Below are 3366 nucleotides of genomic sequence, written 5' to 3' on the forward strand. Positions count from 1 at the left end.
GCATTACCTACATCGAGGTTGCTACAGGGCAGCTTAAGAACTTCGCCGGCTGCAAGGGGAACTGCTCCAAAGAAGATCTTATTATTCCGATCTATGAGCTCTGGGGATTTAGAAACGGCAGCGACAATGTCCGGGATGCTTTTATCCTGGCGCAAATCGCTAGGGCCATTAAAGAAACAGTAAAACTGAAAGCTTTTCAAAGAGATGTCATTAAGAAAGTGAGAGGGAGATAGCACATGGYCTACATCGAAGCTGAAGGTGTTCTTGTGAACGCGAATATGAAGAAGGGTGGAAAGCTTCTCATTCAAATTGAAGTTACCGAGGATTTGGAGAACAGAGAGGATTATTTCCATCTACGTAAGATGATCGAGAAAAACGTTCGGTTTTCCTTGGACAGCCTGGTTGTGGAGTACAACGTTACACTCAATGCCAGGACGAACAAGCCGGTTCGTGAATATCAAGTTGATGTAAGTGGAGTTGTATCCGAAGTGAAGTCAGAAGGTGAACAAGCTGAAATGGATCTTGGACTTCCGGCCGAAAAAGTACCGACGAAAGAAGAAACCGAAGAAGTCGATCGTAAACTAATAGATGAGTTTATCCGCAGCGGTCTTGCTCCGCAGCATGAGGACTTAACATTAGACTTCACATCAATTCTTAAACGTTTTTATGATGGTACAGGATATGCCAAGATTGCTGCTGATTTAAATATTACATTGGGTGAACTCTCAGTGATGTTGGACGAGTACCGTAAGAGAGTAGCTCCGCTTGCTGCGAAGTGGGATGACTGGAGGCGGGGGCAAGTTGAGACTTTTGTGGAGAAGCCTGAGATGACGGCTGCTGAAGGTTCTAAGGATGATGTAGTTGAGTTTACTGAACCTAAGGATCAAGGTACACAAGAGCCTGATTCGGGTAAGGATGGGAAGAGCAATCAAATTGGCAAAGATGAGCTGGAGAACTTTATTTTAGGTGGAGATGGCCCAGCATTTGAAGATTTACCATATGACTTTAAAGAGCTTCTTACTCGCAAGCGTAATGGTGAGACATGGATGGAGATCGCACAGTCATTGAAAATAAGTTCAAGTAAGTTATCTGCAGATTGGAGCGAGTACAAGAAGCGTATTAAATCTGTATTAGATGGAGAGAGCGGAGCCGCATAAAAAGGGAGGGTTAAGATATGAAATGGAAACAAGAACTTTTATGGGTTAAAAGAAATGAATATGGTGTTGCACTACGAATAGAGGAAGAGCGGCCGGCAGGTGTTCCGGATGCTGAGATTGATACTGATTCGGTAGAAGATGAACAGATAATCAAACCGATTGATAGTATGTCTGCATTTGCTTCGCTCAATCGGTACTTTGCACTTGTTGAAAATACAGAACCAACACTGGAGCAAGCAGAGGAAGCAGTAAAAACACTTTGTCATGTATACGGAGCTGCGAATGAAGATGTATTGTTTGAACGCGGTGATCCGGAGTTGATTGAAACATACAAACAGCTAAAAAATGAAATTTTGCTGAAAGTAAACTAATAAGGAAAATCCTCTGCGTGTAATATTTTGGGATCRCAGAGGATTAGTCAATATAACACACATCAATCTTACTAAGCTATTTTATTGATTATCGTCGCGTCCACCTTGCCAATTACCGCCTTGATGTTGACCTGGATAAGGCATTCCTTGCCATCCGCCCTGTTGACCATGCCATTGACCTTGGTGCATTCCATGATACGGCATTGGGGTTTGATGATGGGGATGTTGACCTGGATGAATAATCACGTGATGGAAGTGGTGATGGTGATGTAGTTGATGAGGATTTTGTTGGTAGTGTTGCTGGTGATGTTGTTGTTGATTTAGATTTTGATTGTAACTCATTTAGCAATCTCCTCCAAATTTTGATACATCAACCTATGTAGAATTGTGATAGTTGGATGCTTGACTTTATCTATTTGGGCGTTTTTGAACAATTTAAAAGAATGATCCCCCGACTCCTAACAAGAATCACAACTGAAAGACATAAAAAAACCACCCCATCGTACAGACCGATGAAGTGGTGAAAAGGATGAGGGTTGACACGATTACAATATATTCCATAATTTAACAATTGTGATCAAAATTTAAAAGCCTAAAATATCGCTCAAAGATAAAACTGTTATCGGTTTTCGGTGATAGCACTACAAATAAAGCACATACTTTTTTTCCCTTTTATTTGCTTCACATTGTCACAGTAGATACATCTCATGAACTTGTCCTCCATATATCCACTTAGTCTTCCGGTGTACGATCCAAATATAGACGAGTTACTGAAGTTGTGTCCCCTCTATCAATTTCCTCTTCAGTAGCTTTCTCTTCAAGTGGGTCGTGCGTGTTCATACCTGGGGCGATTGTAGGTTCATCATTTTCAGCAGTAGCCGTATCTTTCAAAAATATCACTCCTTAGAATTATTAGCGTTATATTATACAATTTCACGGAATTTATTCACCTCTAAAAAAAGTGATGGACATTAGTGAACACCGACTGAAACAGAAAATTGAGGAGAAACATAAATTGAGCATCGAGTGAAGACCCGATGCTCAAAATTAACTTGTTTTATCTATTTTAAGATTTTGGAACCTTCTGGTAAAACAGCATCCTTATCGACTACAATTACTCCCACCCCTCCGGGGATATATGCAGCAACTGTATTTTCATCAACATTTATATAGTTGCCAGGTACATAAATGCCATGGACTAAAGTGTGAATAATGCCATTCTTATACGTGTGAGCTGGTGTATTTACAGTCTCGGTTGCGGCATTAATGGCGCTCGGAAGCATTAAACTAGAACTTGCAAGAAGTAAAAATACTTTTGTTTTAAGGGATTTCATATTGCATCACTCTCCTAACGGTAAGTTTAAAGGTAACTCTACAGATCATATGTTAACAATTGGAATAATATTATGCTGGACATCTCAAAGAAGCGAATTTAATAAGAAGTCTGATTTCAAGGTCAGCTCATGAGGAAAAATAAAAAGATCCCCCGACTCCTAGCAAGAATCACGGGGGATCAAACATATGTTCCTATAACCTATATTAACACACTGCGGAGGTGTGAGGGAATGGGAAGCAATGACTTATCTGATGGATACAAACAAACAGCTGCCATGCTTAGAAGGCTGGCTGCTGAGAAAGCGATTAAGATTAAAGAAATTGAACAGCAAGAAGATGAAAGTATTGTTTGTAAACAAGATGAGCTTTCAATGCTGCAGGCTGATCGAAGAATTATTAATGAGATGGTTGCTGATTGTGAGTGGACGATTGAATGGCTGGACAGCGGGCGCCGCCCAGGGAATAAGAGGGGAATTGAGCGGCGGGCAGCGTATCAACGGGAG

5 protein-coding genes and 2 pseudogenes are annotated in these 3366 nt (G+C 40.9%); 4 read left to right on the top strand and 3 right to left on the bottom strand.

Annotated elements, in window-relative coordinates:
* The 3 genes and pseudogenes from AC1DUA_RS30130 to AC1DUA_RS30140 form a co-directional block, all read left to right on the top strand.
* Positions 1-233: pseudogene (locus tag AC1DUA_RS30130) on the top strand (hypothetical protein); the annotation flags it as partial.
* Between the two features lie 3 nt (positions 234-236).
* Entirely contained in the window at positions 237-1157 is a 921-nt protein-coding gene (locus AC1DUA_RS30135) for a hypothetical protein (protein ID WP_477503247.1), read from the top strand.
* Positions 1158-1174: 17 nt separating this feature from the next.
* On the top strand, positions 1175-1528 hold the full coding sequence (locus AC1DUA_RS30140) for a hypothetical protein (protein ID WP_477503248.1): 354 nt from the start codon (positions 1175-1177) through the stop codon (positions 1526-1528).
* 81 nt (positions 1529-1609) lie between these two features.
* Here AC1DUA_RS30140 and AC1DUA_RS30145 read toward each other — a convergent pair whose 3' ends face one another.
* The 3 genes from AC1DUA_RS30145 to AC1DUA_RS30155 all read right to left on the bottom strand — a co-directional run bounded on the left by AC1DUA_RS30145 (position 1610) and on the right by AC1DUA_RS30155 (position 2862).
* Positions 1610-1870, bottom strand: coding sequence for a hypothetical protein (locus tag AC1DUA_RS30145; protein ID WP_477503249.1), 261 nt, complete (start codon positions 1868-1870; stop codon positions 1610-1612).
* Between the two features lie 390 nt (positions 1871-2260).
* On the bottom strand, positions 2261-2419 hold the full coding sequence (locus tag AC1DUA_RS30150; RefSeq protein WP_315951522.1) for a hypothetical protein: 159 nt from the start codon (positions 2417-2419) through the stop codon (positions 2261-2263).
* Positions 2420-2589: 170 nt separating this feature from the next.
* Positions 2590-2862: a hypothetical protein gene (locus AC1DUA_RS30155; protein ID WP_477503250.1), complete on the bottom strand. Its 273-nt coding sequence runs from the start codon at positions 2860-2862 to the stop codon at positions 2590-2592.
* A gap of 231 nt (positions 2863-3093) precedes the next feature.
* Here AC1DUA_RS30155 and AC1DUA_RS30160 point away from each other — a divergent pair.
* Positions 3094-3366: pseudogene (locus AC1DUA_RS30160) on the top strand (sigma-70 family RNA polymerase sigma factor); the annotation flags it as partial.

This window comes from Paenibacillus sp. 01T422 (assembly GCF_056398785.1).

Coding starts and splice junctions, on each gene's coding strand:
- AC1DUA_RS30140 (WP_477503248.1), top strand. CDS start 1,175: ATGAAATGGAAACAAGAACTTTTATGGGTTAAAAGAAATGAATATGGT.
- AC1DUA_RS30145 (WP_477503249.1), bottom strand. CDS start 1,870: ATGAGTTACAATCAAAATCTAAATCAACAACAACATCACCAGCAACAC.
- AC1DUA_RS30155 (WP_477503250.1), bottom strand. CDS start 2,862: ATGAAATCCCTTAAAACAAAAGTATTTTTACTTCTTGCAAGTTCTAGT.